The sequence below is a fragment of the Corynebacterium sp. Marseille-P4321 genome (assembly GCF_903645305.1).
GTDB lineage: Bacteria > Actinomycetota > Actinomycetes > Mycobacteriales > Mycobacteriaceae > Corynebacterium.
Map to the genome: position 1 here is coordinate 121,382 of NZ_CAHJXO010000001.1, position 26,320 is coordinate 147,701.

The 26,320-nt window shown below is 65.7% G+C and carries 23 protein-coding genes; 11 read left to right on the plus strand and 12 right to left on the minus strand.

Annotated features, from left to right (window positions below):
• Positions 1–115: 115 nt before the first annotated feature.
• Both HWX32_RS00535 and HWX32_RS00540 read left to right on the plus strand, forming a co-directional pair.
• The gene (locus tag HWX32_RS00535) at positions 116–904 is read left to right on the plus strand and encodes a PTS sugar transporter subunit IIA (RefSeq protein ID WP_175934313.1); all 789 of its coding nucleotides are present in this window, start codon (positions 116–118) and stop codon (positions 902–904) included.
• Positions 901–2,460, plus strand: coding sequence for a PTS ascorbate transporter subunit IIC (locus HWX32_RS00540; RefSeq protein ID WP_075468737.1), 1,560 nt, complete (start codon positions 901–903; stop codon positions 2,458–2,460). The genes HWX32_RS00535 and HWX32_RS00540 overlap by 4 nt, the downstream gene beginning before the upstream one ends.
• On the opposite strand, the gene HWX32_RS00545 is transcribed toward HWX32_RS00540, so the two are convergent.
• The 4 genes from HWX32_RS00545 to HWX32_RS00560 form a co-directional block, all read right to left on the minus strand.
• The gene (locus tag HWX32_RS00545; protein WP_175934314.1) at positions 2,457–3,188 is read right to left on the minus strand and encodes an IclR family transcriptional regulator; all 732 of its coding nucleotides are present in this window, start codon (positions 3,186–3,188) and stop codon (positions 2,457–2,459) included. The genes HWX32_RS00540 and HWX32_RS00545 overlap by 4 nt on opposite strands.
• 90 nt (positions 3,189–3,278) lie before the next feature.
• Positions 3,279–4,676 (minus strand): YjiH family protein, encoded by a 1,398-nt coding sequence (locus HWX32_RS00550; protein WP_175934315.1) that lies wholly within the window; start codon positions 4,674–4,676, stop codon positions 3,279–3,281.
• 69 nt (positions 4,677–4,745) lie between these two features.
• On the minus strand, positions 4,746–5,888 hold the full coding sequence (locus HWX32_RS00555) for a CaiB/BaiF CoA-transferase family protein (RefSeq protein WP_175934316.1): 1,143 nt from the start codon (positions 5,886–5,888) through the stop codon (positions 4,746–4,748).
• Between the two features lie 15 nt (positions 5,889–5,903).
• The gene (locus tag HWX32_RS00560) at positions 5,904–7,070 is read right to left on the minus strand and encodes an acyl-CoA dehydrogenase family protein (RefSeq protein WP_175934317.1); all 1,167 of its coding nucleotides are present in this window, start codon (positions 7,068–7,070) and stop codon (positions 5,904–5,906) included.
• 151 nt (positions 7,071–7,221) lie between these two features.
• Between HWX32_RS00560 and hutG the strand changes: the two genes are divergently transcribed.
• Entirely contained in the window at positions 7,222–8,199 is a 978-nt protein-coding gene (gene hutG / locus HWX32_RS00565) for a formimidoylglutamase (protein ID WP_175934318.1), read from the plus strand.
• A gap of 34 nt (positions 8,200–8,233) precedes the next feature.
• Here the strand turns inward: hutG and HWX32_RS00570 are convergent, their stop codons facing one another.
• From HWX32_RS00570 to HWX32_RS00580, 3 genes are all read right to left on the minus strand, one after another.
• Positions 8,234–9,673 carry a YjiH family protein gene (locus tag HWX32_RS00570; RefSeq protein WP_175934319.1) on the minus strand — a complete coding sequence of 480 codons (1,440 nt, stop codon included), beginning with the start codon at positions 9,671–9,673 and terminating at the stop codon, positions 8,234–8,236.
• A 133-nt stretch (positions 9,674–9,806) separates the two neighbouring features.
• A complete protein-coding gene (locus tag HWX32_RS00575) occupies positions 9,807–11,168 on the minus strand; it encodes an LCP family protein (RefSeq protein WP_175934320.1) in 1,362 nt (453 codons plus the stop codon).
• A 249-nt stretch (positions 11,169–11,417) separates the two neighbouring features.
• Positions 11,418–12,119, minus strand: a complete 702-nt coding sequence (locus tag HWX32_RS00580) for a CPBP family intramembrane glutamic endopeptidase (protein ID WP_175934321.1) — start codon at positions 12,117–12,119, stop codon at positions 11,418–11,420.
• 44 nt (positions 12,120–12,163) lie between these two features.
• Here HWX32_RS00580 and pheA point away from each other — a divergent pair, with 44 nt between their 5' ends.
• Complete coding sequence (pheA, locus tag HWX32_RS00585) at positions 12,164–13,069, plus strand: prephenate dehydratase (protein WP_175934322.1); 906 nt, start codon at positions 12,164–12,166, stop codon at positions 13,067–13,069.
• Here the strand turns inward: pheA and HWX32_RS00590 are convergent.
• From HWX32_RS00590 to HWX32_RS00600, 3 genes are all read right to left on the minus strand, one after another.
• Entirely contained in the window at positions 13,066–13,413 is a 348-nt protein-coding gene (locus HWX32_RS00590) for a metallopeptidase family protein (protein WP_075467695.1), read from the minus strand. The genes pheA and HWX32_RS00590 overlap by 4 nt on opposite strands.
• Positions 13,414–14,535: a septum formation family protein gene (locus tag HWX32_RS00595; protein WP_175934323.1), complete on the minus strand. Its 1,122-nt coding sequence runs from the start codon at positions 14,533–14,535 to the stop codon at positions 13,414–13,416. It abuts the gene before it with no gap.
• Positions 14,536–14,596: 61 nt separating this feature from the next.
• Positions 14,597–15,322: a GntR family transcriptional regulator gene (locus HWX32_RS00600; RefSeq protein ID WP_175934324.1), complete on the minus strand. Its 726-nt coding sequence runs from the start codon at positions 15,320–15,322 to the stop codon at positions 14,597–14,599.
• 91 nt (positions 15,323–15,413) lie between these two features.
• On the opposite strand from HWX32_RS00600, the gene serS reads away from it, so the two are divergent.
• Genes serS through HWX32_RS00615 form a run of 3 tightly spaced genes read left to right on the plus strand, consistent with a single transcriptional unit; the run spans position 15,414 to position 18,373 of the window.
• Positions 15,414–16,667: a serine--tRNA ligase gene (gene serS, locus HWX32_RS00605; protein ID WP_175934325.1), complete on the plus strand. Its 1,254-nt coding sequence runs from the start codon at positions 15,414–15,416 to the stop codon at positions 16,665–16,667.
• Positions 16,667–17,524 carry a 1-acyl-sn-glycerol-3-phosphate acyltransferase gene (locus tag HWX32_RS00610; RefSeq protein ID WP_075467686.1) on the plus strand — a complete coding sequence of 286 codons (858 nt, stop codon included), beginning with the start codon at positions 16,667–16,669 and terminating at the stop codon, positions 17,522–17,524. Before serS ends, HWX32_RS00610 begins: the two co-directional genes overlap by 1 nt.
• Positions 17,525–17,527: 3 nt before the next feature.
• Positions 17,528–18,373, plus strand: a complete 846-nt coding sequence (locus tag HWX32_RS00615; protein ID WP_175934326.1) for an HAD family hydrolase — start codon at positions 17,528–17,530, stop codon at positions 18,371–18,373.
• 67 nt (positions 18,374–18,440) lie between these two features.
• Here the strand turns inward: HWX32_RS00615 and HWX32_RS00620 are convergent, their stop codons facing one another.
• Positions 18,441–19,019: a hypothetical protein gene (locus tag HWX32_RS00620; RefSeq protein WP_175934327.1), complete on the minus strand. Its 579-nt coding sequence runs from the start codon at positions 19,017–19,019 to the stop codon at positions 18,441–18,443.
• A gap of 654 nt (positions 19,020–19,673) precedes the next feature.
• Here HWX32_RS00620 and glpK point away from each other — a divergent pair.
• Positions 19,674–21,134, plus strand: a complete 1,461-nt coding sequence (gene glpK / locus HWX32_RS00625; protein ID WP_175934973.1) for a glycerol kinase GlpK — start codon at positions 19,674–19,676, stop codon at positions 21,132–21,134.
• Between the two features lie 10 nt (positions 21,135–21,144).
• Here glpK and HWX32_RS00630 read toward each other — a convergent pair whose 3' ends face one another.
• Positions 21,145–23,121 carry an N-acetylmuramoyl-L-alanine amidase gene (locus tag HWX32_RS00630; RefSeq protein WP_254868184.1) on the minus strand — a complete coding sequence of 659 codons (1,977 nt, stop codon included), beginning with the start codon at positions 23,119–23,121 and terminating at the stop codon, positions 21,145–21,147.
• Positions 23,122–23,278: 157 nt separating this feature from the next.
• On the opposite strand from HWX32_RS00630, the gene glf reads away from it, so the two are divergent.
• The 3 genes from glf to HWX32_RS00645 all read left to right on the plus strand — a co-directional run bounded on the left by glf (position 23,279) and on the right by HWX32_RS00645 (position 26,309).
• Positions 23,279–24,466 carry a UDP-galactopyranose mutase gene (gene glf / locus HWX32_RS00635; protein ID WP_175934328.1) on the plus strand — a complete coding sequence of 396 codons (1,188 nt, stop codon included), beginning with the start codon at positions 23,279–23,281 and terminating at the stop codon, positions 24,464–24,466.
• A gap of 9 nt (positions 24,467–24,475) precedes the next feature.
• Positions 24,476–24,724 (plus strand): hypothetical protein, encoded by a 249-nt coding sequence (locus HWX32_RS00640; protein ID WP_075466629.1) that lies wholly within the window; start codon positions 24,476–24,478, stop codon positions 24,722–24,724.
• Positions 24,725–25,406: 682 nt separating this feature from the next.
• Positions 25,407–26,309 (plus strand): siderophore-interacting protein, encoded by a 903-nt coding sequence (locus HWX32_RS00645; RefSeq protein WP_075466627.1) that lies wholly within the window; start codon positions 25,407–25,409, stop codon positions 26,307–26,309.
• Positions 26,310–26,320 lie beyond the last annotated feature (11 nt).

Sequence of the window (26,320 nt, forward strand, 5' to 3'; positions counted from 1 at the left end):
GTTTTCGCGTGGTGCACCCGCGCGGAGCCCGTGGTTGCGCTCGTTTGGGGTGGGCGGGATGTGGCGAACTTCACGTGGTTATACCTGGTGTTAGGTTCCCGTTAACATTGAGTTCATGTCACAAATCAACACGTTGCTGACGGACGAGTCGATCGATCTCTCCGCCCGCGCGTCCTCGTGGCAGGACGCGATACGCCAAGCTGGCGCGCTGCTTGAGGCAACGGGCCAGGTTGAACCCGCCTACACCCAGGCGATGATCGACAGCGTGGAGGAGAAGGGCCCCTACATCGTGGTCGCGCCCGGTTTCGCCTTCGCGCACGCCCGCCCCTCCGAGGCTATCCATCAGACCACCATGTCGTGGCTGAAGCTGGAGCAGCCGGTGGAGTTCGGCCACAAGAAGAACGACCCGGTTGACCTGGTGGTCGCGCTCGCGGCCACCGACTCGTCGTCGCACCAGAAGGCGATGGCGGAGATCGCGGGCCTTCTGGGCAAGCGCCGCGCCGAGCTGGATGCCGCCGCCACGATCGGCGAGCTGCGGGCAATTCTCGACGGCCCCGCCGCCGCGTCCGGCGCTCCGTCCAGCACTCCAACCCGCGCCACCACCAAAGACAAGATCCTCACCGTGTGCGGCAACGGCCTGGGCACCTCCCTGTTTTTAAAGAACACGCTGGAGAACGTACTCGGACAGTGGGGCTGGGCCCCGTTCATCACCGTTGAGGCGACGGACACGATCTCGGCGAAGGGTAAGGCCAAGGAGGCCGACCTCATCATGACGTCGGGCGAGATTGCACGCACGCTTGGCGACGTCGGGGTCCCTGTGCACGTGATCGAAGACTTCACCTCCGCCGCCGAAATCGACGCCGCGCTCCGCGAGCGCTACGACATTGAAGGGATGCAAGCATGAACGCAGTAGTTGATTTCGCGCAGTTCATTGTCAATGAGATTCTCGCGGTGCCCGCGTTCCTCATCGGCATCATCACCGCGGTGGGTCTGGCGGCGCTGAGGAAGTCCTCCGGCCAGGTGATCGGCGGCGCGATCAAGGCGACGCTCGGCTTCCTGCTCATCGGCGCCGGCGCGACGCTGGTGGTGGCTTCGCTGGAGCCGCTCGGCGTGATGATTCAGGGAGCGACCGGCGCGCAGGGCGTGATCCCCACCAACGAGGCAATCGCAGGTATCGCGCAGCAAGAGTACGGCGCGCAGGTGGCGTGGCTGATGATCTTGGGCTTCGCGGTATCGCTGCTCTTGGCCCGCTTCACACCACTGCGCTACGTGTTCCTCACCGGCCACCACGTGCTGTTCATGGCCACGATGATCACCATCATCCTCGCCACCGCGGGCTACAACTCGTGGGTGGTTGTGCTGGTCGGTGCTGTATTGCTGGGCATCCTCATGGTGTCGCTGCCGGCCATCGCGCACCCGTGGACGCGCCGCGTGACCGGCGACGATTCCATCGCCATCGGCCACTTCGGCACCGCGGGCTACGTCGCCGCCGGTGCCACCGGCAAGTTGGTTGGCGGCAAGGGCAAGAAGATGTCGCCGTCCACCGAAGACCTCAAGCTGCCGGAGGGCCTGCGCTTCCTGCGCGATTCCATGGTGGCCACCGCGTTGTCCATGGTGCTCATGTACCTCGTGGTCGCAGCGCTCCTGCACGCCCGGGTCGGTGCCGAGGAGGCGTTCACCGCGTTCCCCGACGGCGCGTCCGGCGTGGGCAACTACTACATGCAGGCCGTGACCCAGGGCCTGTCCTTCGGCGTGGCCGTGGCCGTGATCCTGTTCGGCGTGCGCACCATCCTCGGCGAGCTCATCCCGGCGTTCCAGGGCATCGCCGCGAAGGTGGTGCCGGGCGCGATCCCGGCGCTGGACGCACCGATCGTGTTCCCGTACGCGCAGAACGCCGTGCTCATCGGCTTCATCTCCTCGTTCGTGGGCGGGTTGATCTCGCTGCTGATCCTTGCTGTCTGGCTTAACCCGGCGTTTGGTATTGCGCTGATTCTGCCGGGCCTCGTGCCGCACTTCTTCACCGGCGGCGCCGCGGGCGTGTACGGCAACGCCACCGGTGGTCGCCGCGGCGCGGTGCTCGGCGCGTTTGTCAACGGTGTGATCATCACGTTCCTGCCGGCGTTCCTGCTGCAGGTGCTCGGCGCGTTCGGCGCGGAGAACACCACCTTCGGCGACGCGGACTTCGGCTGGTTCGGCATCCTGCTCGGCCTGTCCACCCGCGCCCCGGGCGCGGTTGGGCTGTTGCTGGTTGCACTGTTGGGTGCGGCCGTGTTCGGGCTTGGGCTTTGGGCGCAGAAGAAGCTTGTCGACGCCAACTGGGACCCCACCCCGCACCGCCCCGCGGCCAAGCAAAGCGAAGCGGCCAAGGCTGCCGACGCTCCGGCAGCCCAGGTGCGCACCTACCCGAAGATCGCTCCGCCGGCCGGTGCCCCGGTGCCACCGGCGAAGATCGAGCTCTAGCGCGTGAACATCTTGGTGCGGATCCGCGAGGCCGCGGCCTGAAGCTGGGCGACCACGTCGATAGCCGGCTCGCGCGATGTGGCGAACGTGACGGCGAGCGCCGCCGCCGGGCGGTCCAGGTGGTTGAGCACCGGCACCGCGATGCTGCGTTGGCCGCGGGAGACCTCCTCACGCTCTTCCTCCCAGCCGCGCTCGCGAATAGCGGCCAGGTGCGAAAGCTCGCGTTGGTAGCGGCTGCCCTCGCCGGAGGCGGTGAACACGCTGCGCGCCTCGGCCTCCGGCAGGTGCGCCACCATCGCGCGACCAGAGGCGGTGCGCAGCGCGGATAGACGTACGCCGACCTGCGTGATCAGCGACGGCGCCTGGGGGGAGCGGATCTCCTGCAGGTAGACCACCTCCGAGCCGGCCAGGCGGGAAAGGTGGCCGGTGCCGGAGCAGGCGTCGGCGATTGCCCGCAGATCCTTCTCGGCGAGGCGCACGATGGGCTGCTGGATGGTGTAGGCCTGGGCCATCGAGTAGGCAGCCATACCGAGGCCGTAGGTCTGGGTGTCCGGCAGGTGAACCACGTAGCCGGAGCTCTCCAGCTCGGCGAGTAGGTGGTAGGTGGTGGAGCGGGGCAAGTCGAGCTCGGCGCGGATGCGTGCTGCGGACACCGGGGCGTCCAGACTGGATAGCAGGGTGAGGATCTGCAGCACGCGGTGTGCGGCGGGGACTTGCGCTTCTGCCATGCTTGCTGAGTTTACGGCAGGCACAAAGAAGAACCCCGCCGCGTGAACTACTCAGCGGCGGGGCTCGTCGTGCTCGAGGCCCTAGAAGCTCTAGAAGATCAGGTAAGCGAGCGGCACGGTGAGGATGATGGACAGCACCACGCGCTGGAACCAGATGATCACCATGCGGCCGATGGGCAGCGGGATGTCCGTGGCCAGCACTGCCGGGATCATCGAGGAGAAGAAGAACACCTGGCTGATGGACACAACGCCCACGGTGAAGCGCAGGATCTCCGACTCGTGCCCGGCGACCAGGGTGGCCGGCAGGAACAGCTCGGACAGGCCGATGGCGAACGCCTCGGAGGCCAGCCACGGGTCCGGGATCTGCATGATCCAAGCGATGGGGAAGAACACAGCGCCGATGATCTTGAACACCGGGGTGTAGAACGCCAGCGCCAGGCCGATGATGCCCACGGCCATGATGCCGGGGATCACCTGGATCGTCATCAGCAAGCCGTCTTTGAAGTTGCGCCAGATGGTGCGCGGCAGGGAATCGGCCTGCGCGAGGAACGCCATGGCTTCCTTCCAGGCGGCCTTCACGACGTTGCCCTGGGCTTTCTCCTCCGGTTGGGGTTCGGCGCCGGGAGCGTAATCGTCAGGAATGGTGCTCAACGGCGGGATACGCACGACGATCGCGGTGACAAGGAAGCACACCGCGAGGGTCACGGCGAAGTAGATGCCCCAGATGTCCATCAGGTCCAAGGTGCGGGCTACCACCACCATGAAGGTTGCGGAAGCGGTGGAGAAGCCAGCCACGATAATCGACGCCTCTCGGGCGGTGTAGCCACCCGTGCGGTAGATGCGGTTCGTGATCAAAAGGCCCAGCGAATAGGAGCCCAAAAACGACGCCACCGCGTCCACCGCCGACTTACCGGGGGTGTGGTAGACGGGCCGCATGAAGCGCTGCACCATCACGCCGATGAACTCCATCAGGCCGAAGCCAACCAGCAGGCCGAGGAAGATCGCGCCCACCGGGATGAGCAATCCCACCGGGATGACCAGCTTGTTCAGGATGAAGGGGCCCAAGCGATCGTCGAAAAGAAAGCTCGGGCCGAACCCAAACACAAGCATTGCGCACAAGATCACCGCAAGCACGTTGAGGAACGCGAAGATCATCCGCGCCGTGTCTTCCTTCCAACGGCCGGAGATGAATTGGTAGGCGGCGCCGGCGGTGATCATCACCAGCGAGATGTAGGGCAGCGCGGGCCCGAGCGCGCCCTGCAACCAGCCGACGATGTGGTCGAGCAGAATCGTGTTCTTCTCACCGATGGTGAACGGCACGAAGAACGCGAAGATGCCGATTGCGCTGTAGAGGAAGAAGCGCCACTTGTTTGACGGATCTAAGGTCTCCACCTCGTGCTCCGGGGGAGGCGAGGGAACCGGAGAAATGGGGCTGATTTTGCGGCTCACACCGCGCGCGGGGATGGGGTTTTGAGTGGTGTTGTCCATGAGGCTCTCCTGGGGAAGAGGATGGGCAGCTCCCCGCACATCAAGGCGGCGGGGAGCTGACTTTTGGGGTTAAGGGGAACGCGGCTCCTCGTCGAGCCACTTGGAAATTTCGTCGTTGTATTCGCCGAGCTTCGACGCCGGCGAGGGAGCGACCATGCCTGCCAAGCGCAGCGGCGAGGCGAGCGTTTTGAACCCGTCGGATTCCTCGGCGATGACGCCTCGTTCCTCCGCGAACGGGCTGCGCAGCGCCTCGTCCAAGTCGTAGACGCGGGCTGTGGGTACGCCATGCTCTGTGAACAGGGCGATCGTCTCGGACTGGGTCTTGGTGCTCAAGAACTCCTCGATGAGCTCGCGCAACGCGACGCGGTTGTCAGAGCGGGCGACCGGGTCGTTAAACCGCTCGTCCGTCATCAGCTCCGGCATATTGAACGCGTTCGCTAGACGCTCGAAGAGGCGGTTGTTCGTAATCGCGATGACCACGTCGCCGTCCTTTGTGGCGTAGGTGGAAAACGGGGCGGAGAGCCCATGGTCGTTGCCGATGCGGGTGGGCGGGTTTTCGTCGTAAAGCGCGCGCATGCCCACCGATTCCATAATGGAAACCAGCGAGTCGTACATGGCCAAGTCGATGTGCTGGCCCTCGCCGGTGCGTTCGCGCTGGTAAAGCGCGGAGACCGTGCCGAGCGCGGCGTAGAGGCCGGGGACCAAGTCACCGAGCGAGATGCCCACGCGCGTCGGCTTGCCGGTTGCCCAGCCGGTGATGGACATCAGCCCGCTCATGGCCTGCGCCACGAGGTCGTAGGCCGGTTCCTTCGCCAACGAGCCGGTCTGACCGAAGCCGGAGATGCTGGTAACCACCAGGCGCGGGTTGATCTTCAGCAGCTCCGCGGGGCCCAAGCCGAGCTTTTCCAGCACTCCGGGGCGGAAGTTCTCCACCACCACGTCGCTGCGGCGCACCAGCTCGCGCAGGATCTCCTTGTCCTCGTCCTGCTTGAAGTCGAGCGTGATGCCCTTCTTCGAGCGGTTAAACAGGCGGTAGTAGGCGGATTCGCCGTCCACGAAGGGGCCGAACTGGCGCGAGTCGTCGCCCCAGGGGGATTCCACCTTGATTACCTCGGCGCCCAAGTCGGCGAGGATCATGGCGCAAAACGGCCCGGCGAGCACGCGGGAGAGGTCGAGGACGCGGACGCCCTCAAGCGGTGCGGGGGAAGTCATGTCGGTGCGCCTCCCTTACACGAACGCGGATTCGCCGGTGAGCGAGCGGCCGACGATGAGCTGGTTGATGTCGTAGGTGCCCTCGTAGGAGTAGATCGCCTCGGCGTCGTTGAAGATCTTCGCCATGCGGTAATCCGAGATCAGCCCGTTGCCGCCCATGAGCTCGCGACCGAGCGCCACGGTCTCGCGCATGAGCTTCGAGGTGAACGCCTTCGCCAGGGCGGACTGCTCGTTGTTCGCGGTGCCGCGGTCTTCCATGCGGGCGAGCTGCGCCATCATTGACTCGGAGGCGACGAGGTTGCCCTGCATGGTGGCCAGCTTGTTCTGGTTGAGCTGGAACGAGGAGATCTTCTTGCCGAACTGGATGCGCTCGTCCGCGTAACCCAGCGCCACGTCGAGCGCGCCCATCTGGGTGCCCACGGCCTGCCAGCCCACGGTGGAGCGGGCGGACTTGAACACCTTGTTGATGTCCTTGAACGAGTTCGCGCCCTCGAGCTTGTTCTCGTCCGGCACGAACACGTTGTCCAGGGTGATGTCGGCGTTTTGCACGGCGCGGATGGCGATGCGGTTTTCCATCAGGGTTGCGGTGTAGCCCTCCGACGTGGTGTCCACGATGAAGCCCTTCGCCTGGTTGTCCTCCGGGTCGCGCGCGTAGACGGCGACGTAGTCGGAGAAGGTGGCGTTGCCGATCCAGCGCTTGGCGCCGTTGAGCACCCAGCCGCCGTCGACCTTCTCTGCGGTGGTGCGCATGCCCTGCGCCACGTCGGAGCCGGCCTCCGGCTCGGTGATGGCCAGCACGCCGGTCTTGCGCACGGCGTAGAGGTCGGGCAGCCAGCGCTCCTTCTGCTCGTCCGAGCCGAGCAGCTCGATCGAGCCGGTGAACAGGCCGTCTTGGCCGGAGAAGAAGGTGCCCACGGAGCCGTCGGCGCGGTGGATCTCGGCGGCGACAAGGCCTGCGAGCAGGCGGGAGCGGCCCTGGCCGCGCACGAGGCTGATGATGTTCAGATCGGCGATCGAGGGCAGGAGCTCGTGCGGGAACTCGGAGCGGTTCCAGTAGTCGACGGCGATGGGCAGCACCTTGGTCTGCGCCCAGTCGCGCACCTTGTACAGGATGTCCTTTTCTTCGGTGGACAGTTCACCTTCGAAATCGTAGAAGTCACCGTTGGGGTAGCGGCCGGCCATGAGAATCTCCTCTCTGCGACGGAAGTGTTGCGGGTTTGAAAGTACCCTAGGTCACATTTCGGGGTTCGAGGAGTGCTGAATTACATTACCAGTCTGGGATTTCAGACAGCAGATGCTTATCGACGATCTAAAGTAACTACCCTCGATACACATGAACACCATCGAAGGACCCCTGTACGCACCCGCTGATGCATGGTCCGGCCGCGATGACGGCCCGGGCCCCGAGCACGCCCGCTGGCACAGCGTGGTTTCCACCGGCGACGTCACCGCCGCTACAAGCGCTGCCGGCACCGAATCTCCCGGCGCGGTACTCATCGGCTACGCCTCGGACGAGGGCGTGGAGCGCAACGGCGGCCGCCAGGGCGCGGCGGCCGGCCCGGACGAGCTGCGCGCCGCGCTGGGCAGCCTGGCCATCCACGACGACTCCCCCCGCCTCGACGCCGGCACCGTGACCACCCAAGCCGACGACCTCGAGGGCTCGCAGCAGGCGCTGTCCGACCGAGTGCGCGACCTCGCCGACGCCGGCCACCTCGTGGTGGTGCTCGGCGGCGGCCACGAAACCTCGTTCGCCACGCACCGCGGCGCGCGCGACGCCGTGGGCAACATGGGCATCATCAACTTCGACGCCCACTTCGATCTACGCACCGCCACCCGCCCCACCTCGGGCACCCCGTTCCGCCAGATCGCCGACCTCTACGATGGCGACGGCTTCACCTACTCGGTGCTGGGCATTTCGCGGCCGAACAACACGCGCGTGCTTTTCGACGAAGCCAAGGCCCTAGACGTGCGCACCATCTTGGACACCGAGCTGGAAAACCTCACCCCCGCCCAGGCCGCAGACCTCGCGGTTAAGGCCATCCCGGCCGAGGGGCCGATTCACCTGTCCATCGACCTGGACGTCCTGCCAGCGTCGGTCGCGCCGGGCGTGTCCGCGCCGGCCGCCCTCGGTGTTGCGTTCCCCACCCTGCGCGCGATGGTCGAGGCCGTCGCCGCGACAGGCCGCGTGGCGCTGGTAGACGTCGTGGAGCTCAACCCGTCGTTCGACATCGATTCCCGCACCGCCAAGGCGGCCGCCCGCCTCATCGACGACATCGTGGCCGCGCACGCGCGAGCCGTCGCAAAGCGCTAAGCCCCCACGGCCCAACCAGCCGGGCCGGCCCCTTCTAGAACACCAGGTGCGCGACCGGCACCGTGATCACCAGCGTGAGCAGCACGCGGATGAACCAGATCAGCACAATCTTGCCGATGTTCAGCGGGATGTCGGTGGCCAGCACCGCAGGCACCATCGCGGAGAAGAAGAAGATCTGGCTCACGCACACCACAGCGATGGTGAACTTGAGCACCAGGTCGTCGCTGCCCGCCACCATGGTGGCCGGCAGGAACATCTCGGCCAGGCCGGTCGCAATCGCGCCGGAGGTCTCCCACGGGTCGGGCAGGCGCAGCAGCCACACCACCGGGTAGAACACCGCGCCGAGGATGTTGAATACCGGGGTGTAGTACGCAATCGTCAGGCCCAGCACGCCCACGGACATGATGCCCGGGATGACCTGGATGACCATCACGATGCCGTCGCGGAAGTTGTCCCACAGCACCTTCCACAGCGGGTCGGCGTTGGCCAGCTCGCGCTGGGATTCGCGCCAGGCCGCCTTGAAGCGGTTGCCGGTGATCTTCTTCTCGGGGTTCGGCTCCGCGCCCTCGGCGACCTCGTCGGGGATGCGGGACAGCGGCGGGATCCACACCGTGATCGCCGTGACTGCGAAGGTGATGGCGAAGCAGATGAAGAAGTAAGGCACCCAGTAGTCCATGATGTCCAGGGTCTTGGCCACGATGACCATGAACGTTGCGGAGACCGTCGAGAAGCCCGATGCGATAATCGCGGCCTCCCGCCCGGTGTAGGCGCCGGACTTGTACATGCGGTTGGTGATCAAAAGGCCCAGGGAGTACGAGCCGAGGAACGACGCCACCGCGTCCACCGCGGACTTGCCGGGGGTGCGGAACACGGGGCGCATGATCGGCTGCACCATCACGCCGATGAACTCCATCAGGCCGAAGCCCACCAGCAGGCCGAGGAAGATCGCACCCACCGGGATGAGCAGGCCGACCGGGATGACCAGCTTGTTCAGGATGAACGGGCCGATGTCCTCGTTGAACAGGAACGACGGGCCGAAGCCGAAGGTGAGCATCGCGCAGAGCACCACCGCGAGCACGCTGAGGAACGCGAACACCATGCGTGCGGTGTCTTCCTTCCAGCGGCCGGAAATGAACTGGTACGCGGCGCCCGCGGCGATGGCCACGAGCGCGAGGACCTGGGCGCCTTGGCCCAGGGTGGTGATGATCCAGTTCGTGATGTGGTCCAGCAGGATCGTGGACTTGCCGTCCGGGCTGGTGGAAAACGGCACGAAGAAGGCGAAGATGCCGATCGCGCTGTAGACGAAGAAGCGCCAGCGGTTCTTCACCTCGATGGGGCCTTCGTCGCCGTAGGTGCCACCTTCGAGGTTCTCCTCGACGTGCGTGCGCGTCGGCGACGGCTTGATGGTGAAGCTGGGTGGGTAGGTGAATTTCCCGCCGCTTTGGGGCTGCGGTGTGGGTGGTTCTGCAGACATTGTGATCTTCCTCCAATCTGTCGGTGGAGTAGTTTAAATCACTATTCGCGCGCATTTGTGGCGGGGGTCAGATTTTTGTCAGATGTTTGATCGCGCCGGGTGTGGTCGCCCACCCCCGTCGATAAGCATGCGCCTAGCGCAACCTGGCGAAAAGCTCCTCCGCGGCCACTTCGTCCCACAGCACTACGCTGCCCACCTCGGTGTCGGCGAACCCGCCAATCGGCACGGTTTCGGTGTCCAGCCCCGCCATCATCGCCACGGGGATGCGCGCAAGGTTCCACACGTGCTCGCCCTGTCCAACGATGAACATCGACGGCATCGACCACATCAGGTTGCCCACGCGCAGCGGGTTGAGCCACACCGCCGGCGACAGCGCACGCTTCACCAGCGCGGCGAGGAACTCGCGCTGGCGCCTCACGCGGTCCAAGTCGCCCTGGGCGGTGGCGCGGGTGCGCACGTAGCCGAGCGCGGTGGCGCCGTCCATCATCTGGCAGCCGGGCTGGAGGTTGATGTTGGCCAACGGGTCGTCGATAGGCTCCGCGACGCAAATCTCCACCCCGCCCACCGCATCGACAGCGGTAGCGAGCCCACCCATGCCGATCTCGGCGTAGCGGTCCACGTGGATGCCCGTGTTGTACTCCACCGTCTCCACCAGCAGCTCCGGCCCGCCGAGCGCGAACGCGGCGTTGATCTTGTCGTAGCCGTAGCCTGGCACTTCCACGTAGGAGTCGCGCGGAATGGACATCAACGTCGCCTGTCCCGTCAGCGGCATGTGCAGCAGCATGATGGTGTCGGTGCGCGTGGACCCGATGTCGCCGCCGGTGCCCAGCCGCTCGGCCTCCGCCTCGCTGAGGCCCTCGCGCGAGTCCGAGCCCACGAACAGCCAGTTCGTTCCCGACGTGTTCGCGATCTGCTCGTCCGGCATCGCGGCGACGCGCGTCAGTCGTGCGTCGGTGACCAGCACCGCCGCGAGTATCAAGGCGAGCAGGAAGGCAATGACGGTGCCGCATCCAGGGGCTTTTGCTTTACGACGTCTCCGTGCCCCACCTTTCCTACTCCCCCCACTCACCTGCATCGGAACCTCTTCAGGCCGGCGTTGGGGGCGCTGCTGGGGGGCGTACTGCTGTGGGCTGTACTGCTGGGGTGGCCGTTGTTGCTGCGGGTACAGCGCGGTGCCTGGCTGCTGCTGCGCTGGGCGCTGTTGTTGTGGCGGTTGTTGCCGCGGCGGCTGCTGGGCGGGCCGCTGTTGGCGCGGCGGGTACTGCGGTGCCCTCCGCGGCTCGTACTTCGTGCTGCCCGTGCTCGAGCCCGCGCCAGTGCCCGTGCTCGAGCCTGCGCCAGTGCCCGCGCCAGTGCCTGCGCCTGCGGCTGGCCGAGCCGCGGGCCTGCGCCGAATCGGCCGCCCGTAGCGATCTACCAGTGGCTTTCCGTCTTTGCCCAACACGTAATCCCCCAAGTTGTCCCTGGGGTCGTTGGAGTGGGGCTGCTGAGACATGCAAACAGTGTAAACCCAAGTGGCGCGTGTGGTTTAGCTGCCGGGGTGCGCTCCCCGCCCCGCCGCTGGCCGTCACCCTCTACCTGGACACCGATTACAACTTTTGTCCAAACCCGCTCTAAAACCCCAGGAGGCGGACAGATCAGGACACATTTGTCCCGCGAATCCGGACAAACTTCGCAGGATCTGTCCGGGCGGGGCCGCTCAGACCCGCCTGGGGCCGGCGAGGCTCGGCGGGCGAGCGCAAGATTAAATGCCGAGCCAGGAGAGGTCGAGGAGCGGGTAGGCGATGAACGCCACGGCGTCGATGAAGAAGTGTGCCAGGATCAGCGGCCACACTTTGCCGGTGCGGGCGTAGTACCAGGCGAAGATGAGGCCCATCGCGAAGTTGCCGAAGCCTGCTGAAACGCCCTGGTAAAGGTGGTAAGAACCGCGCAGCGCGGCGGACGCCCCGATCACCGCCCACGGCCTCCAGCCGAGCTGCGTCAACCGTGTGACCAGGTACATCACCACCACGACCTCCTCGCCGAAGCCGTTGGCGAAGGACCACAAAAGGCTCGTGGGCACCTCCACGGCGGCGGTGGTGGGCACGACTACCTTCGACCAGCCGGCGTGCACCGCCGCGACATAGAGCGCGAGCCCCGGGATGCCGATGAGCGCCGCGAACCCCGCACCACGTGCGGCGTCGCCCCACGAAGGCGCTCTTAGTCGCTCCCCGAGCAGGTACAGCGCGAGCCCGCCCCACGCGAACAGCGTGAGCGCGGACGTGACCTGGAGGGCGAGGTCGAGCCACGCCACCTGCGATGCCGCGTCGTGGATGGTGGTGGTTTGTTGGTTGAGGGGCGGGGGTTGCAGGAGTGCGTCGATAAGCTTGAGCCCTGCGCGCAACCCGGCGGTGCCGAAAGTGACGGCGAGCACGAGGAGCACTTCGGTGATCAGGCGCGTTCGCATGCGGTAACTCTAGCCCCGGGTGCGGTGGCCTAGGCTTTAAAACCATGACCCGCATCAGCTACCTCGGCCCCGCTGGCACCTTCACTGAGGAGGCCGCGACCCGCTTCGAGCTGCAAAACCCCGAGTACATCCCCGTCGATTCGCCGGCCGCCGCGCTGCAGGCTGTTGAGGCGGGCGAGGCCGACTACGCCGTCGTGGCGATTGAGAACTCCGTCGACGGCGCCGTGACATCCACCTCGGATGCGCTGGTGGATGCGCCGAACACGCAGATTGTGGGTGAGACGGAGCTCGCCATCGCGTTCGCCATCATGACAAAAAAGGGCACAACGCTTGACGACGCCCACACGTTTACCACCCACCCCGTCGCCTATCAGCAGGTGAAGCGCTGGGCGGCCGAACACATGCCGGGTGCGCAGTTCGTGCCGGCCGCCTCCAACGGCGCGGCCGCGAAGCAGGTCGCGGAGGGCGCGGCCGACGTCGCCGCCGCACCCGAGCGCGCGGCGAACGTGTTCGGGCTCGAGGTGCACGCCAGGGGCGTTGCAGACTTGGCGACGGCGCGTACCCGCTTCGTGCTCGTCGGTAAGCGAAGTGCCCCTCCCGCTCCGACTGGCAACGACCGCACATCGCTGGTGTTCCAAACCCCCAACGAGCCGGGCACGCTGGTGGCCATCCTGCAGGAGTTCGCCTACCGCGGTGTGGACCTCTCACGCATCGAGTCGCGGCCGACGCGCAAGGAACCGAACACGTACAACTTCTTCGTCGACCTGGTGGGGCACATCGAGGACGCGCCCGTGGCGGAGGCACTACGCGGGGTGTACCTGCGCGCCTCCCAGGTGCGTTTCCTGGGGTCGTGGCCGCGCGCCGCGGCGGCGGAGGGGGCGCAATCGCGTGGCGACGAGCGCATCCGCGCAGCCACCGAGTGGGTGGAAAACGCGAAGACGGGAGCCTAACCCCAGCCGAGCGCGTGCAGCTCGTGCTCCTCTAGCCCGAAGTAGTGGCCAACCTCGTGCAGCACGGTCACCTTTACCTCGTGGCGCAGCTGCTCCTCGTCGACGCAGATCGCCTCGAGGGCGTTTTTGTACACAAACACCGCGTCCGGCAGGAAGCCCGTGTGGTTTGAGTGCTGCTGCGGCAAGGGCACGCCCTCAAACAGGCCGAGCAACGTAGGGTTATCCGGGTTGTAGTCCCGCGCCAAGATGACCATGTTGGTCATGTGGCGGGCGAACTCATCCGGGATGGTGTCTAAGGCGTCGTTGATCATCTCCTCGAACGCCTCGTCGCTCACCGGCAGCATTTAGTACACCGGCACCTGGTTCGGATCCACTACGCCCGGGGCGGGCACCTGGTTCGGGTCCACAACGCCCATCTCGGCGGCCGGGTTCGGCTCGTTCAGCGCGGCAGGATCCGTGGGCTGCGGCGTGGGCAGCTCGGAACGCAGCGGTCGGCGTTCGGGTCGCTCGGGGGGCGGGTTGCCGTCGATAAGCAATTGCCCTCTGCCTTCCTTCGCACTGTGCTGCAGGTTTGCGAACTCGCCTTGCGGGCGCGAGAACATCAGCGAGCAGTTCACGGAGCGCGAACCGCCCTCCCATGCGGCGGCCGGCTGCGTGGTCCAGAACGGACGCAGCGCGATCTGGTACAGGTTCTCCTCGCCGCCGAGGTAATCGTGCGCGTCCTTCGTGCAGCGATCGCCGAGGAACTTGTCCTGCTCCTCCACGCTCGGAGTGTGGTCGGGGAAGGCCTCCGCCAGGTTGACCTGGCTGGTGATCTCCAGCTGGTGCGGGTCCGCGCACGGCACGGCGGCGAGGCTGTTCGCGCCGTCGATGCTCACGCACTGGCCCGGCTCGAACAGGCGCGCCTGGTCCTGCTCAGCCACGCGGCCCGTGGTGAGCACCGGCTCACCCGCCCGGTTCGTCTCCTGCAAACCGCAAAGCATGGTGCGATCGCCGCGCTCCCACGCATCCGCCGGCGGCAGGATCGGGGCGATGGAGTAACGCCCGTTCGGGTCGTAGCGCCCATCCAAGTAGCGCAGCGTGGCCGCGCCGCACAGCTCCTCGCGCAGCTGGGCCTGGCGGGTTTGGTTGGGCAGCTCGGCCTCCGGGCCGAACTCGGAAGTGGGGTAGGTGGCCAGGTCCTCGCGCAGGGAGACCTCGAAGCGGTGCTCACCCGCGCAGTCGGCCTGCTCGAAGTTCGAGATCGTGCCGTCCTCCGCCACCTGCCACGTCAGGCACGACCCGGCGTCGGCGGTAGTAAACGTCACCGCCTCCTGCGGATCAGAGCTGGGGGTGGGGCTGGCCGCGCCTGTGCCGCCCTCGTTTGGGCCGGTGGCCACCGCGTAGGCGCCGGTAGCCACAGAGCCCGCAAGCGCGGCGATAAGAAACGCGCGCAGCGCCGCCGGCGCGGAATTCAGGGAAGCCATGAGTCCTTATTATTCCAATCCCGCCGCCAGTGCGTCCAACTGCTGGCCCCGATGTGACGGGTCAGCTGCGCACCACTTGCGTGGTGAGCGTGTAGCGGTCCGTGCGGTACACCGAGGAGCAATACTCCACGTGCACCTCGCCCGAGCGCGCGTAGCGGATGACGTGCAGCAGCGCCGTCACCTGGTCAACCTGCAGAAGAGAAGCGTGCTCCGGGCCGGCCGCGACCGCCGTGACCGTCTGCTCCGCATCCGTGATGGGCATGCCGAACTGGTCCAGCAGGGAGTAGACGGATTGAGCCACGTTGTTTTCCAGAAGGTCCGGCACCACCGCGGCGTTGTACCAGGCGTCGTCCACCGCGTATGGCTCGCCGTCGCCTAAGCGGAGCCGTCGTAAATGAATGTGCTCCTGCTCCGGGGGCGTGCCGAAAAACGCGGCGACCTCCTCGGGCGGCGTGGCGCGGCCGGAAAGCAGGATGCGCGAGGTCGCCTCGACCTTCTGGGAGCGCATCTCGTCGGAAAAGCTCGCCAGGTGCAGGCGGCTGACCATCGGCGCGGGGGCGACGAAGGTGCCCTTGCCGCGCACGCGGCGCAGCCGACCCGCGGCCACAAGGTCCCCGATGGCGCGGCGCACCGTGATGCGGGAAACGCCGTACGTCTCCTCCAGCGCGCGCTCGCCCGGCAGTGGGTCGCCGGGGGAGAGCTCGTCCGCGATCATCTGCTGCAGGATCGCCTTCAGTTGCGCGTGCTTTGGCACCGGGCCATCGGTGATGGAGGGTTGGACGGACATAGGGCCAGTCTAACGCGGTGGTTATGACCAGTCCAGGAGTTCGGGATGATCGCCAAGTTCGGCGTCGGGGGACAAGGTAAGCTGTGCAACTGTGATTGATCTGAAGTTTGTGCGCGAGAACCCCGATTTCGTCAAAGCCTCCCAGGTGGCCCGCGGTGAGAACCCGGCGCTGGTGGACCAGCTCATCGCCGCAGACGAGGCGCGGCGCAGCGCCATCCAGGCGGCGGACGAGCTGCGCGGCGAGCAGAAGGCCTTCGGCAAGAAGATCGGCCAGGCCACCCCGGAGGAGCGCCCGGCACTGCTCGAGGGCTCCAACGAGCTGAAGGCCCGCGTGAAGGACGCGGAGGCGGCGCAGGCGGAGGCGGAGGCGCGCGTGAGCGAGCTGCAGTACGCCATCCCCAACCCCATCCAGGGCGCGCCCGCTGGAGGGGAGGAAGACTTCGTGGTCCTCGAGCACGTCGGCGAGGTCCCGGAGTTCGACTTCGAGGTCAAAGACCACATGGATCTCGGCGAGGCGCTGGGGATCATCGACATGAAGCGCGGCACGAAGATCGGCGGCGCGCGCTTCTACTACCTCGCGGGCGACGGCGCCTGGATGCAGCTCGGCATGCTCATGCTCGCCGCGCAGAAGGCGCGCGAGGCCGGCTTCAAGGTGATGATCCCGCCGGTGCTGGTTCGCCCGGAGATTATGAAGGGCACGGGCTTCCTCGACGAGCACGACGAGGAGATCTACTACCTCGAGCGCGACGATCTGTACCTCGTCGGCACGTCCGAGGTGGCGCTGGCTGGCCTGCACCAGGACGAAATCATCGACTTGTCCGACGGGCCGCTGCTGTACGCGGGTTGGTCGTCGTGTTTCCGTCGTGAAGCCGGCTCCTACGGCAAGGACACGAAGGGTATTCTGCGCGTCCACCAGTTCGACAAGCTGGAGATGTTTGTTTACTGCAAGCCGGAGGACGCCGAGGCGATGCACCAGAAGCTCCTCAAGCTTGAGCGCGACATGCTCGCCGCGGTCGAGGTGCCGTATCGCATTATCGACGTTGCCGCGGGCGACCTCGGCTCTTCCGCCGCCCGCAAGTTCGACACCGAGGCTTGGATCCCTTCGCAGAACACCTACCGCGAGCTGACCTCCACCTCGAACTGCACCACTTTCCAGGCCCGCCGCCTGGCCACGCGCTACCGCGACGAAGACGGCAAGACGCAGATCGCCGCGACGCTCAACGGCACACTTGCCACCACGCGCTGGCTGGTGGCCATCATTGAAAACGGCCAGCAGGCCGACGGCTCGGTGCGCGTGCCGGAAGCGCTGCGCCCGTGGGTGGGCAAGGACGTACTCACTCCCTAATGACTATGCAGATCAAGGGCTTTAAGGTCCCCCTCGGCTACATTGAGCCGCCGCGGCACGACGAGGCGTACGAGAACCTCTACCAGCGCGTAGTGGGCGGCGCCCGCCGCTTGATCAAGCTGTTCGGCCTCGAGGTAAGCGTCTACGGCGCGGAGCACATCCCAGCCGAAGGCGGCGCCCTGATCGCGGGCAACCACACCGGCTACGCGGACTTCATGCTCATGGGCACCGGGCCGCACCTGCGCGGGGAGCGGCTGGTGCGGTTCATGGCGAAGCAGTCCGTCTTCGAGGTGCCGCTGGTGGGCCACGTGATGCACAAGATGCGCCACGTGCCGGTGGACCGCAAAGCCGGGGCGTCGTCGGTGGATGCGGCGGTGGACAACCTCGGCCGTGGCCTGCTCGTGGGCATTTTCCCGGAGGCGACCATCTCGCGCTCCTTCGAGCTGGCGAACTTCAAAACGGGCGCGGCGCGTATCGCCCACCAGTCCGGAGCGCCGCTCATCCCGTGCGCCATCTGGGGTTCGCAGCGCATCTGGACGAAGGACCTGCCGAAGAGGCTGCGCGGCGTGCCCGTCATCGTGCGCTACGGCGAGCCGGTCGCGCTCACCGGCGATGCGGAGGCGGACACTGCGGAACTGAAGCGCAGGATGCAGGAGCTTCTCGACGCCTCCCGGGAGGAATACGCAACCCGCTACGGCAGCGGCGAAGGCGAAGCCTGGATGCCGCAATCCCTCGGCGGCACCGCCCCGACACTGGAGGAAGCCGAAGAACTCTACGCGGCCGAGCGCGCCGAGCGGGACCGCAAGAAGGCCGCTAAGCGGGAGAAGCGCGCCCGCAGGAAACGCGGGAAGAAGTAAGCCATGAGCCCCCAGCAGCCAGCGACCGCACCCGCGCCGCGTTTGATCGTTTCCGACATCGACGGCACGTTCATCGACTCGGCCGGGCGCGTGTCACCCCGGCTGCGCGACGTGGTGGTGCGCGCGGTGCGCTCTGGTGCCAAGTTCGCCCTGGCCACGGGGCGGCCGCACCGCTGGCTCATCCCGGTGCTGGACCAGCTGCCGCTCACGCCGGTGTGCGTGTGCGCCAACGGAGCGGTGGTCTACGACCCGGCGACAGACGCCGTCGTCCACGCCTTCGAGCTAGACACCCCGGCGATGGCAGAGGTCATGGCCGTCGCCGAGGACGCATTCGCCGACGTGCCGCACGGCTACGGGGTGGAGCGCGTCGGGTCCTCCGCCCTCGACCCGGAGGACGAATGCTTCCTCATCACGCCCGAATACAACCCGGATGCGTGGGATAGCCGGTTTGGCATCGTCGATAAGCAATCGCTCATTTCTGCCCCCGCGGCGAAGCTGCTCGTGCGCTGCCCAGTGATGCACTCGCGAGAGATGTTTGACCGGCTCGCCCCGCTTATCGACGACACCGTCGCCCACGTCACCTACTCCATGGACGAAGGCCTCATCGAAATTTCACGGCCGGGGGTGAACAAGGCGTCCGGCGTGGCGGTGCTCGCCGAACGCTACGGCGTGGCGGCGGCCGAGACGGTCGCGTTCGGCGACATGCCCAATGACCTAGAGATGCTCACCTGGGCTGGCCTCGGCGTCGCCATGGCGAACGCGGACGCCGTGCTTCGCGACGCCGCCGACCACGTCACCGCCACCAACGACGAGCACGGCGTCGCCGAAGTCCTCGAGCGCTGGTTCTAGGCTTCCCGCACGGTTTTGCGCGTGGGTCTTGCGCGTGGGTCTTGCGCGTGGGTCTTGCGCGTAATGTTTACGCGTAGCGCTCATCCCGCTCGATGCGCGCGAGGTACTCCCGGTACGTCTCCTCCCTGCGGTTGGGCAACTGGCGCACACCCGGATGCAGATTGATCAGTGTTTGTACCCGCGCGATGAACCTGGCTTTCGACTCGTGCCAACCGGTGCGCACGAACACCGCCCCGTGGTTTTGCATCTGCACCTCGCGGTGCCGCTCCGACACGGTCAACGGGACCAGGTCGCCGTACGTGCCGTCTTTCTTCACCAGCCCGTCAGCTTCCACGGCGATGAACCCGTTGACCAGCATGTCCGCCCACGCGGTGGTGGGGGAGCCGTCGGGGTCCGCGATGTCGAAACCGATCTGGAACTCCAACGATTCCACCCCGGTCAGGCGCCCATCTGCGATAGCGCGCAACAGCGCGTCGCGTTTGATGGTTTCCAGCGGGCTTGCCGATAGGTCGCCGGAATACGCGATGAGCTCGCGGAACGCGCGGATGCCTCGGCCGTTTGGCAGGGTCTCTGCCTGCTCCAGGAGTTGCTCGGTAGTGAGTTGGTACTGAAATCTCGCCGACTCTATTTCTACGAGTGCCTCCATGCGCCCGTGGTATCGCAGAGCGTCGTAAAGACAGCGAATCCCCCTCGCTACCCGGACACCGTTCTTGGTGGTCCAGGCCTCTGGTGCGATGTCACCGCTGCGGTACACGCGGTCTTTGTACGTCTTCTTCGTTCCCCACGCTTTGGAAGTGCCCGGGAGAACCAGGTCAACGTCCTTCACCCATTTGTGCGTTTTGATCCCCCAAAGTCTCGCCCCCGCCGGGCCTGTGACCACGGCTTTAGTTGTACTTTGCGTCACTCGGTGTATCAGCTCGAGTTCTTCTCGGCGCTTCCGCTCATTGGTGTTCTCCCCATTCATGCGAGCAGTATGTACCGGGTTTCATAGCTTGGGAAGACCCCTCCTCGAAAACTGTGGATAACCCGTTTCGGATCGCCCCGCCTGTGGATAACTCGATCTGGAAATCGAGGTCTACCGGTCCGACGTATCCCACTAGACCTCGATGAGCGTGCCTCCACATAACCCCAGGTCGTATGAGACTGATGTGACACCGCGGGCATCGAGGTCTAGTGGCACCGCCCCGCCCGGTAGACCTCGATGCAGGAGCAGTTGCTTATCGACGCCCACCTGGCCACCTCACTGCCATCGGCCATCCCGCACCCGGGCCAGCGACCCGCGCACCCTAGAATCATCCCCATGCCTCTCCTCGCCGCGATTGACCAGGGCACCACTTCGACGCGCGTGTGCATCACTGACGCTGACGGCCACGTGGTCTCGCAAGCGCAGTTCGAGCACGCCCAGCACATGCCGCGCCAGGGCTGGGTGGAGCACGACGCGGCGGAGATCTGGCGCAACACCCGCCGCGCGTTGAGCGAGGCGATGGCGGAGCAGGATATCGCGGAGGACGATGTCGCCGCGCTCGGTTTGACCAACCAGCGGGAAACGGCGGTGGTGTGGGAGAAGAAGACAGGCAAGCCGATCTACAACGCGATCGTGTGGCAGGACACGCGCACGAATCACGACGGGGATGTGTACCGCTACCAGCAGAAAACGGGCCTGCTGCACAATTCGTATCCGGCAGCGCCGAAGTGGGCGTGGATCCTGGACAACGTGGAGGGGGCGCGTGAGCGGGCGGAGCGCGGGGAGCTTCTGGCGGGGACGATTGATTCGTGGCTGATCTGGAACCTCACGGGCGGTTCGCGGGAGCCGGAGCACGCGCTGCATGTCACGGATGTGACGAACGCGTCGCGCACGCTGCTCATGGATTTACGCACGCTGGACTGGGACGATGATCTTTGCGAAGCGTTGCGGGTGCCGAGGAAGATGTTGCCGGAGATTAGGCCGTCGATAGGCTATTTCGGCAAAATCCGCCGCCGTGGCCCGCTGGCTGGTGTGCCGATTACGGGCGTGCTGGGCGACCAGCAGGCGGCGCTGTTCGGCCAGAATTGCCTGCAGGAAAACGACGCGAAGATGACGTACGGCACGGGCCTGTTTATGTTGCTGAACACGGGTTCGGAGCCGCGGATTAGCGAAAATGGCCTGCTCACCACTGTCGCGTACCAGATTGACGGTGAGGAGCCGGTGTACGCGCAGGAGGGCTCGGTGGCGGTTGGCGGCAGCTTGATCCAGTGGCTGCGCGACCAGCTTGGCATCCTCAAATCAGCAGCGGAGACGGAAACGCTTGCAGCGCAGGTGCCCGATAGCGGCGGCGTGGTGATCGTCCCGGCATTTTCCGGCCTGTTCGCGCCGCGGTGGCGCCCGGATGCCCGCGGTGTGATTGTGGGTCTGACCAGATTCGCGGATAAGCGCCACATCGCCCGCGCGGCGTTAGAGGCTACGTGCTTGCAGGCGCGCGAGGTGGTGTGCGCGATGGGCGGCGACCCGGATCGCCTGCGCGTGGACGGCGGCATGACGGCGAATAACTTGCTCATGCAGATGCAGGCGGACATTTTGGGGATCACGGTGCAGCGCCCCGCGAACATTGAGACGACGGTGATGGGTGCGGCGTCGGCGGCGGGCATGGGCATTTCGCTTATCGACGCTCCGTTGTCACTCGGCCCCACCACCACCTGGAATAGCGAAATGGCCGGCCCCGAGAGGGACCGGCTGGTTTCGGCGTGGGAGGACGCGGTGGGCCGCTCCCTGGGGCTGGCCTAGCGGCGCCCGCTTACTTCACGTTGATGTTCACCGCGTTGTTGACGGGGTTGTACACGATGGAGCCGCCTTCGAAGTCCACGCGCACCTCGTCCTTGGTGGGGTAGTAGCGGCGGGTGATCGGCATCCCCAGCGGGCCGACATCGAGGCCCTGCTGCAGCCAAGCTTCCGCGATCTTGCCCACGAGTTCGTAGATCTCGCCGTTCGAGTCGCGCACGGCCACGCCGCCGGAGTAGAGCGCCACGGCCGGGCCGGTCGGGCCGCCGACACCGGCAACGAGCTTGCCCAGGGTGGGTTCGAACTTGTACCACACCGCGGCGGCGTCGTTGGCGCCGAACGCCTTGAGCGCCGGGCCGACGGACGGGCTGACCTTGCGCGCGATGTCGGCGGCCTGCTGCAGGTTCAGCCCCGCCATGAGGTCCACGCCGGCGAGGTTTTGCATCTGCGGCATGATGTTCTGGCTGGCCAGGAAGAGCAGCAGCGCGCCGACGGCGGTGCCGGCCACGGCGGCGATGGCCACCGGGTCTCCGGAGGAGAGCTTGGTCAGGGCGTCGCGTGCGGAGCCGACGGCGTCGGCGGCGCTGCCGTCGCCGGATGAGCCGTTGCCCTTCACCACCGTGGTGACGGTGCCGTCCGGGTTGACGGTGGTCTCGGTGTTGGAGCTCAGCGAGGACAGGTCGCCGACCGCGCCGGCGATGTCGGTGACCGCATCGACGGCGTTGGTGGCGTTCTGGGCGGCGTTGGCTGCAGCGCTCAGGCCGGAGCGGCCGCCGAGCGACTTGTACTTCGTGTTGGCGATGGTGCGAATAGTGCCCATTTGCGCGTACAGGTAGTCGCCGGGGCAGTCGTTGAAGTGGAAGTCGCGGTGCGCGTTGATGTTCGGGAACATCTTGCCCTGGCCGGCGGCGAAGCGGGAGCCGTTGAAGTTGCCCTCGGCGTAGTGGTAGCTCGAGCCCATCGGGTCGAAGCCGGCGACGGCTGCCTTCCAGCCGATGATGTCGCCCATCGCCTGCAGCGCCGCCTGGGACGGGCGGGCGACCTCGTAGTTGCCCAGCATGGACACGCCCCAGGTGTTCTGGTTGAACGCGCCGACGTGCGCGCCCTGCGGGCCGCGGTCCATGCCGCCTGCGCGCCCTTCGTAGATGTTGCCGTACTTGTCCACCAGCGCGTGGTAGCCGATGTCGCCCCAGCCCAGATCGCGCGCGTGGTACTGCCAGATGCCGCGGACGATGCCCGGGGCCTGCGCCTCGGTGTAGTTGTTGGAGCCGGCGGTGTGGTGCACCGTGGCTGCGGTGGTGGGCTCGGAGTAGTACGGCGATTTGGAGGAGCTGGCGCCCCACTGCGCGCGGGTGATCACCTTCGGCATGCCGGAGGTGTAGCTGTCGGCAACTGGGGCGATGCCGCCGTCGACGGTGCCGGTGCCACCGTCGAGGAACACGGCCTCGATGTCCTTGGCGGTGGTGGGCGCGTTGGAGTCGGTGCGGGCGCGGTCGAGGAGGTCGACGTTGCCGGTGGACACCTGGATGCGCTTGGTGCTGCCCACGAAGATCGGTTCGGTGCCGAAGGTGGTGGCGCCGGTCGGCGGGGTCGCCTGGTCCATTTCGTACCACTCACCCCAGGAACCGTCCGGCTGTTGGGCGCGCACGAAGGCGACGATGTCGCGGTCGCCGGTCCAGGTCAGGCCGATCATGGAGAACTCGCGGTCGTTGGTGAACTCTTTCACCACGCGACGGACCTCGTCTTCTTCGCCGCCCTGGGTGCGCACAGCTGCGTCGTTGACGGTGATGTTCGCGCCGTCGGCGAGAGTCTTCTCCGCGGTGTAGACCTCCGGGGCGCCAGCGCCGAGGGACTGCACCGGTAGGATGCGCCCGCCGCTTGCGGCATGCACAGCGACGAGCGATGCGATGAGGATTGCGGACAGGATCGCAGTGAACATGGCGGCCCGGCCGGGCTTGGCCGATGCGCCTGCGAGGGTTCGGCGTTGCTGCACAGTTACACTCCTGGTGCTTTTGGGATTATGGGGACAATTGTGACTAGAGCGCAGTGTAGTGCAAGTTGAAGTCTCAAGAAAGACTTGAGACTTTTGGGGCGTGTCGCGCGTGTCGGGCGGGAGCTCGTCGATAAGCAATTGTGCGAAAATAGGCCGCATGACTTACGACCTCATTGTTGTTGGATCCGGCTTCTTCGGCCTGACGATCGCGGAGCAGGCCGCGAGCGAGCTGGGCAAGCGCGTGCTGGTGGTGGAAAAGCGCGGCCACATCGGCGGCAACGCATACTCCGAACAGGAGCCGGAAACCGGCATTGAGGTGCACAAATACGGCGCCCACCTGTTCCACACCTCGAACGACCGCGTGTGGGAATACGTCAACCGCTTCACCGACTTCACCGACTACCAGCACCGCGTGTTCGCCATGCACGACGGCACCGCCTACCAGTTCCCGATGGGCCTCGGCCTAATCAACCAGTTCTTCGGCCGCTACTACTCGCCGGAGGAAGCCAAGGCGCTCATCGAGGAGCAGCGCGAGGGCAAAGACCCCGCCGAGGCGACGAACCTGGAGGAACGCGGCATCGCGCTGATCGGCAAGCCGCTTTACGACGCATTCGTGAAGCACTACACCGCCAAGCAGTGGCAAACCGACCCCACCGACCTGCCGCCCGAGATCATCTCGCGTCTGCCCGTGCGCTACACCTTCAACAACCGCTACTTCAACGACAAGTACGAGGGCCTGCCCGTCGACGGCTACGCCGCCTGGCTGGAGAAGATGGCAGAGCATGAGCTTATCGACGTTCGCCTGAACATCGACTGGTTCGACATCGCCGACTCTGTGCGCAGCGAGAACCCGGACGCGCCGGTCGTGTACACCGGCCCGCTCGACCGCTACTTCGACTATGCGGAAGGCCGTCTAGGCTGGCGCACCCTCGACTTCGAGCAGGAAGTCCTCGAGGTCGGCGACTTCCAGGGCACCCCTGTGATGAACTACAACGACGCGGACGTGCCCTACACCCGCATCCACGAGTTCCGCCACTTCCACCCGGAGCGCTCCTACCCGTCCGACAAAACCGTGATTGTGAAGGAGTACTCCCGCTTCGCCTCCGACGACGACGAGGTCTACTACCCGATCAACACGCCTGAGGACCGTGAGAAGCTCGAAGCTTATCGACGGCTCGCCGCCACCGAATCCGAGCAAAACAACGTCCTGTTCGGCGGCCGCCTGGGCACCTACCAGTACCTAGACATGCACATGGCGATCGCCGCGGCGCTGACGCTGTTCGACAACCAGATTCGCCCCTTCTTCGAGTCCGGAGAGCCCCTGTCGCAGCCGCGCGGGCACTAGGAGGTACTTGTGGGCACCGAGATTTTCGTCCACCCCGACTGTCCCGACTGCACGGACGTGATCGCGCAGTTCCAGGCAGACCCGCAGGTGTTCGGCGACGCGGAACTTCTCGACGTCACCAACCTGCCCAACCTCAAACGCTTCCTCACCCTGCGCGACTCGCTCGACGGGTTCGCAGACGTGCGCGCCACCGGCAAGATCGGTGTGCCGTCCAAGGTGATCGACGGCACGACGGTCGAGTTCCCCGGCGAGGTGTAGCCGGCCTCGGCTGCTCGGCGGCTCGGCGGTTCGGCGGCCCAGTGCTGGGGCGCGGTGCTCGGGCGCGGTGCTGGGGCGCGGTGCTGAGGCGCGGTGCTGGGTGGCTGGGACGCCCGCCCCGCCCCGCCGTCCGGCCTTGCCCTTTTCGTCGATGGCGATAGCTCGATGTCGATAGTTCCTGGTCACGGCGTTTTCGCGTTTCTCGTCGCACCACAGGCTAAAACTCGCTGACCTGCAAGTATTGTCATCGAGCTATCGACATCAAGGTTTCGGCATGAACTAGCACCTCATCAAAACGCTGGCCAGGTTGTGGGTGATAACCACGCTTCCTGACCGGCTGATGAGCGCGATCGTGTCAAGAATGGCAGCTCCGGTCGATCGGCCGGTCGAGTTATAAACAACTCCAAACAACTAGTCTGACCTGCGGCGATGGGCTTATTTCGGGTCAGTTTTATAGCGAGTTGTTTCAGAGTTGTTTTAAATAACTCCGGAACAACTTTTGCTAGGCGCTTGGGACCGGGGCGACGAACGTCGAGACGAGGTACCGGTTGATGTCCGGGCGGGTATCGTGTCCGTGCCGTCACCTGCTTTGAAGGTGGCTAGCCACTCCAGCTACGCGGGCGCTAGAAGACAGTGTGCTTCACACTTTCATTAGGTTAGGCAAGCCTATATAATCCGCAGGGTGAGTTTTAGGCCTTTTCCTGCAACCGTCGTCCGGAGTGAACGTATTGCACCGAGTTTCCAGCGGGTGACGTTCACCGGGGTTGACGCCATGGGGCCCGCCGTTCCGATCAGAGATTTGCGTATCAAGCTGCTGATCCCCCCTGCCAGCGGTCTGTTCGAGCTTCCCGAAGAGGGGTGGTGGGACACATGGCGTGCGATGCCGGAGCACATGCGCGGACATCTGCGTACCTATTCCATTCGGGAGTTCCGGCGAAGTGCTGACAGCCCTGACGAAGTGGATGTGGATTTTGTTCTGCACAGCGATAGTCCCGGTCCCGCCTCGGCGTGGGCACAAGACGCACACCCTGGACAGCAGCTGCTGATTATTGGACCAACACGCGCCGATGATTCCGGTGTTGGTATTGAATTTAACCCCGGATCTGCTGTGGTTGCCCGTCTTTACGGCGATGAAACCGCGTTGCCCGCAATGGCTCGTATCTTGGAGGATTGGCCCGAGGGGCTCACCGGTTCGGTTGATATCGAGGTGCCCGCCGGCAATTACCTGCCCATCGACTCTCCTTCACAGGTTGATGTCCGTTGGCATTTTCGTGCAGAGGGGGACTTCGACTACGGAGGCTTGCTTCTTGCGCAGCTGAAACAGGAAGTTGGATCCCGTTGTGCCTCCGCTTCGTTGGAAACTGGAAAATCTGGCCTTGTGGATGAAGCCCAGCTCGATGAAGTCTGGGAGACACCCACGTATTCCAGCAGTGGAGAATTGATAGGTCCCACGTTGGGTAGTGCAGGGCACACCTACTACTGGATCGCTGGGAAGAATACGGCTGTGACGGCGATGCGGCGGCTTCTGGTGGGTGAGGCGGGAGTGCCTCGCCACCACGTGTCGTTCATGGGGTACTGGCGGTAACGGAGTAACAG